Annotated in this window: 4 protein-coding genes; 3 read left to right on the forward strand and 1 reads right to left on the reverse strand. The window is 39.0% G+C overall.

Features of this window, described 5'->3' with window-relative positions:
* From K6G87_RS00805 to K6G87_RS00815, 3 genes are all read left to right on the forward strand, one after another.
* The coding region (locus K6G87_RS00805) for a hypothetical protein (RefSeq protein ID WP_296832556.1) at window positions 1-203 on the forward strand (203 nt) is incomplete at its 5' end.
* Window positions 204-366: 163 nt separating this feature from the next.
* The gene (locus tag K6G87_RS00810; RefSeq protein WP_296832559.1) at window positions 367-2,355 is read left to right on the forward strand and encodes a glycoside hydrolase family 31 protein; all 1,989 of its coding nucleotides are present in this window, start codon (window positions 367-369) and stop codon (window positions 2,353-2,355) included.
* 137 nt (window positions 2,356-2,492) lie between these two features.
* Window positions 2,493-3,329, forward strand: coding sequence for a DUF4097 family beta strand repeat-containing protein (locus K6G87_RS00815; RefSeq protein ID WP_296832562.1), 837 nt, complete (start codon window positions 2,493-2,495; stop codon window positions 3,327-3,329).
* Here K6G87_RS00815 and K6G87_RS00820 read toward each other — a convergent pair.
* Window positions 3,310-3,867: LysR family transcriptional regulator substrate-binding protein (locus tag K6G87_RS00820; protein ID WP_296832565.1), on the reverse strand; the 558-nt coding region annotated here is incomplete at its 5' end. The two genes, K6G87_RS00815 and K6G87_RS00820, sit on opposite strands and share 20 nt — an antisense overlap.

Here is a 3,867-nt window from a genome sequence, read left to right on the forward strand (position 1 = left end):
CCAATAATTTTGGAATATATGTAGATGGAAAGAGGCTTGTACTACCTATGCAGCCAAATGAGAGATGGAAAGGGTTCGATGAATGGGTTGCGTTTCTCTCTGCACTGGAACATGCGCCTATAGTATTTGAAGAAGATACCATTGAAATCTGGCCATTTGGCATTCTGGGACGGAGAAAAAAATCTGATGATAAAGACGATTGATAACGATTATAGATAAAGACAATAGAAAAAATAATACAAAAAATAATACAAAAAATAATACATACCAATAATGCATAAAGCATTACGTAGAAGTTCTTATAGAAACATTACATAAAGCATTAAATAATAACCTAAAAAGAACATAGGGAGGCAGTATAGTAAAGTGACTAGAAAGTATAGAATTGGTAATCCCATTGAGACAGACTCTGTTGTGCAGGATATCGAGGTTACCAAAGGGGAGATTCCATTTTTTAAGAAAGATGATGAAGAGGGGATGCTTTCATTATCTATGTCCAAGAAGGATATGGTCTTTGGACTTGGGGAGACAGTCCGTGGTATCAACAAAAGGGGCTGGATCTATACAAGCTTTAATTCAGACGATCCCAATCATACAGAGGACAAGAGATCTTTGTACGCATCACAGAACTTCCTGATTATAACATCTGATGACAGGTCACTTGGAGTCTATGTCGATACACCTGGAAGAGTTACATTTGATATAGGTTATAGTCAGCAGGACCAGCTTGTAATATCTTTTGAAGATTTCGATGCATATATCTATCTGATAGAGGCTGAAGAATCTGAAGCTTCTTTGTCCAGATCAGAAAGTCTTAAGAATATAGTCAAAGAGTTCAGGCACCTCATTGGCAGAAGCTACATCCCGCCTTACTGGGCATTTGGCTTTGGTCAGAGCAGGTGGAGCTATTATACAGAAGATGAAGTCAGGGAAGTAGCTGATAAGTATGACGAGCTTGGCATTCCTCTTGATATGATCTACCTTGATATTGACTATATGGAGAGATACAAGGACTTTACTGTAGATGACAAGGCTTTCCCGAATTTCCCTGAATTTGTAGATGAGATGAGAAAAAGAGGCATACACCTTGTCCCTATCATAGATGCGGGCGTCAAGATTGAAGACGGGTATGATGTCTACGAAGAAGGCGTCAAGGAAGACTTTTTTGTCAAAAAAGAAAATGGAGAAAATCTTGTAGCAGCTGTATGGCCGGGTCAGGTTCACTTCCCGGACTTTCTTAATGATAAGGCAAGAGAGTGGTTTGGCAACAAGTATAAAGTCCTTCTGGATCAGGGAATTGACGGTTTCTGGAATGATATGAACGAGCCTGCCATATTCTATACGCAGGATCATCTTAAGGAAGTATTTGATGCTATAGAGGATTATAAAGGCAAGAATCTTGATATAAAGTCATTTTTTGCTTTCAAGGATCTTGTGGGCTCTATTGACAATAACGAAGCGGATTATAAGAGATTCTATCATGAATACAAAGGCAGGAAGATAAGGCATGACAAAGTCCACAACCTTTTTGGCTACAATATGACAAGGGCTGCCGGTGAAGCTTTTGAGAGATTATCTCCTGACAAAAGAATCCTTATGTTCTCCAGATCTTCATATATAGGGATGCACAGATATGGCGGTATATGGTGCGGTGACAATAAGTCCTGGTGGTCACACCTTCTTCTTAATATACAGCAGATGCCGGCTCTGTCTATGTGCGGCTTCTTGTATTCAGGTGCTGATGTATGTGGATTTGGTGCGGATACTACTGAGGATCTTGCTATCAGATGGATATCTTTTGGCATATTCACACCTCTTTTCAGGAATCATGCTGCTGCAGGAACTAGATATCAGGAACTATACCGATTTGAATCAAAAGATACTTTTAAGAAACTAATAGATCTTCGATATGCTCTTATTCCATATCTGTATTCAGAATTCATGAAGGCTGCTCTTAACTATGAGATGCTCTTTAAGCCTTTATGCTTTGAATATGATGATGACAGGAGCAGGGAAGTAGAAGATCAGCTCCTTGTAGGAGACAGTATCATGATAGCTCCTGTATACAAGCAGAATACTACAGGCAGATACGTATATCTTCCGGAAGATATGAAGATGATCCGCTTCAGGGCATATGATGATTATGACGAGGAAGTTCTATCTAAGGGAGATCATTATCTAAGAGCAGATCTTGGAGAGGTGCTGGTATTTGTAAGAAAAGGACGAGTTCTTCCTATCACAGAGCCTGCAAATAGGACAGGAGCTCTTGCTACAGATAACCTGACATATATAGGTTTCGAGGCAGATGCTAAGAGCTATGATATGTATACAGATGACGGTATAACAAGAATATAAGTAAAGAATATAACTTTGGTAAAGTTTGAAAGTGTTCCACTTTCAAACCCAAATTGGTGTCGCGAGCTCCACCAATTTGAACCATTAGTCACTCGCTTTGCTCGCGACATGAGGTTAAAAAAATGGGAGGATAATTTATGGGACTTTTTAACGGACGTTCATTTGGTCTTTTTTCCAAATATGTATATGATAATGGCGATAAATATATATCGGGAGATCGCGATATCACAGATAATATTCAAAATGTTGATATAGACTATATATCAGGAGATGTCTATCTGGAAGTATCTGAATCTGACTCTATATCAATCAAAGAGACTTCAAAGAAAGATCTTGACGATGATCACAAAGTGCATTCTTATGTAGAAGGTACTACCTTGTTTATCAAGTATTGTGCATCATCTAAGAATATCAATCTAAATAATCTTGATAAAACTCTTACTGTAAGTATTCCTAAGAATGTAACACTTGGTAATCTTAAGATCAGTGTATCTTCTGGTAATACTGCAGCTGTATGCAGTTCTGACAGTATCGATCTTCATACTTCTTCAGGTAATATAGACTTTACAGTAGTTGGAAATTGTACCAATCTGACTGCAAATACGTCATCAGGTGATGTGAAGCTTGGCTTAGAGACAGCAGATATGGTTACAATCTCGGTAGCTTCCGGCAGAATAGATGTTGATTCTGATTATATCAAGAGTTTGGATGCTAAGGCTTCCAGCGGGGATGGAACATATACATTAAGAACTGTCCCTGAGAATACTCAGATCAAGACATCCTCAGGCAATATCACAGTCAATCTTCCTGAGAAGATCGATGTTACAGCACAGTTTAAAGTTGTAAGCGGCGATGTATCTTACGAGCAGGCATTCTCCAAAGATGGTGATACCTATGTCATTGGAAGCGGAGCCAATAACATGAACATCAACGCAATCTCCGGAAATATAGATATCAGGATTTTAAAGCGGTAAGAAACCTTTCTGCAATATCTTTATCTGCAGAATCCTTCCGGTATATACCATAAATGTCCCATGTGTAGGCATCTTTGAGGCTTACGGCACGGATATTATCATTGTCCTTTAGGAACCTTGGAGATATGCCGATTCCGATTCCATTTTCTACAAGCTTGTACATAGCTTCGCCTTCTTCAACGGTTGCAGCTATGTGCGGCTTGAAATCGCACATGTGACAGGCATTAACAACATCATAGTATAAGTGATGCTTCTCGTTCATTAGGATAAGATTTTCATCACGAAGTTCTTTGATTTCAAGTGTGTTCTTGTCCCAGAATCTATGAATCTTGTGGATGTATACTACTAAATCAAGGGACTGAACCAAAGTGGCAGTGATATTGCTCTGCGCGGGCTTACCTACTACAAAACCAAAGCTGATCTCATCATTAAGGACCTGGTCTATGACTTTGGCATTTTCATACTCTGACCAGCTTCCAAGGATCTCAGGGTTTTCTTCCATGAAACTTTTGACCTTTGGGATATCAATAGCACGTAT

It is taken from the genome of Butyrivibrio sp. (assembly GCF_024699075.1).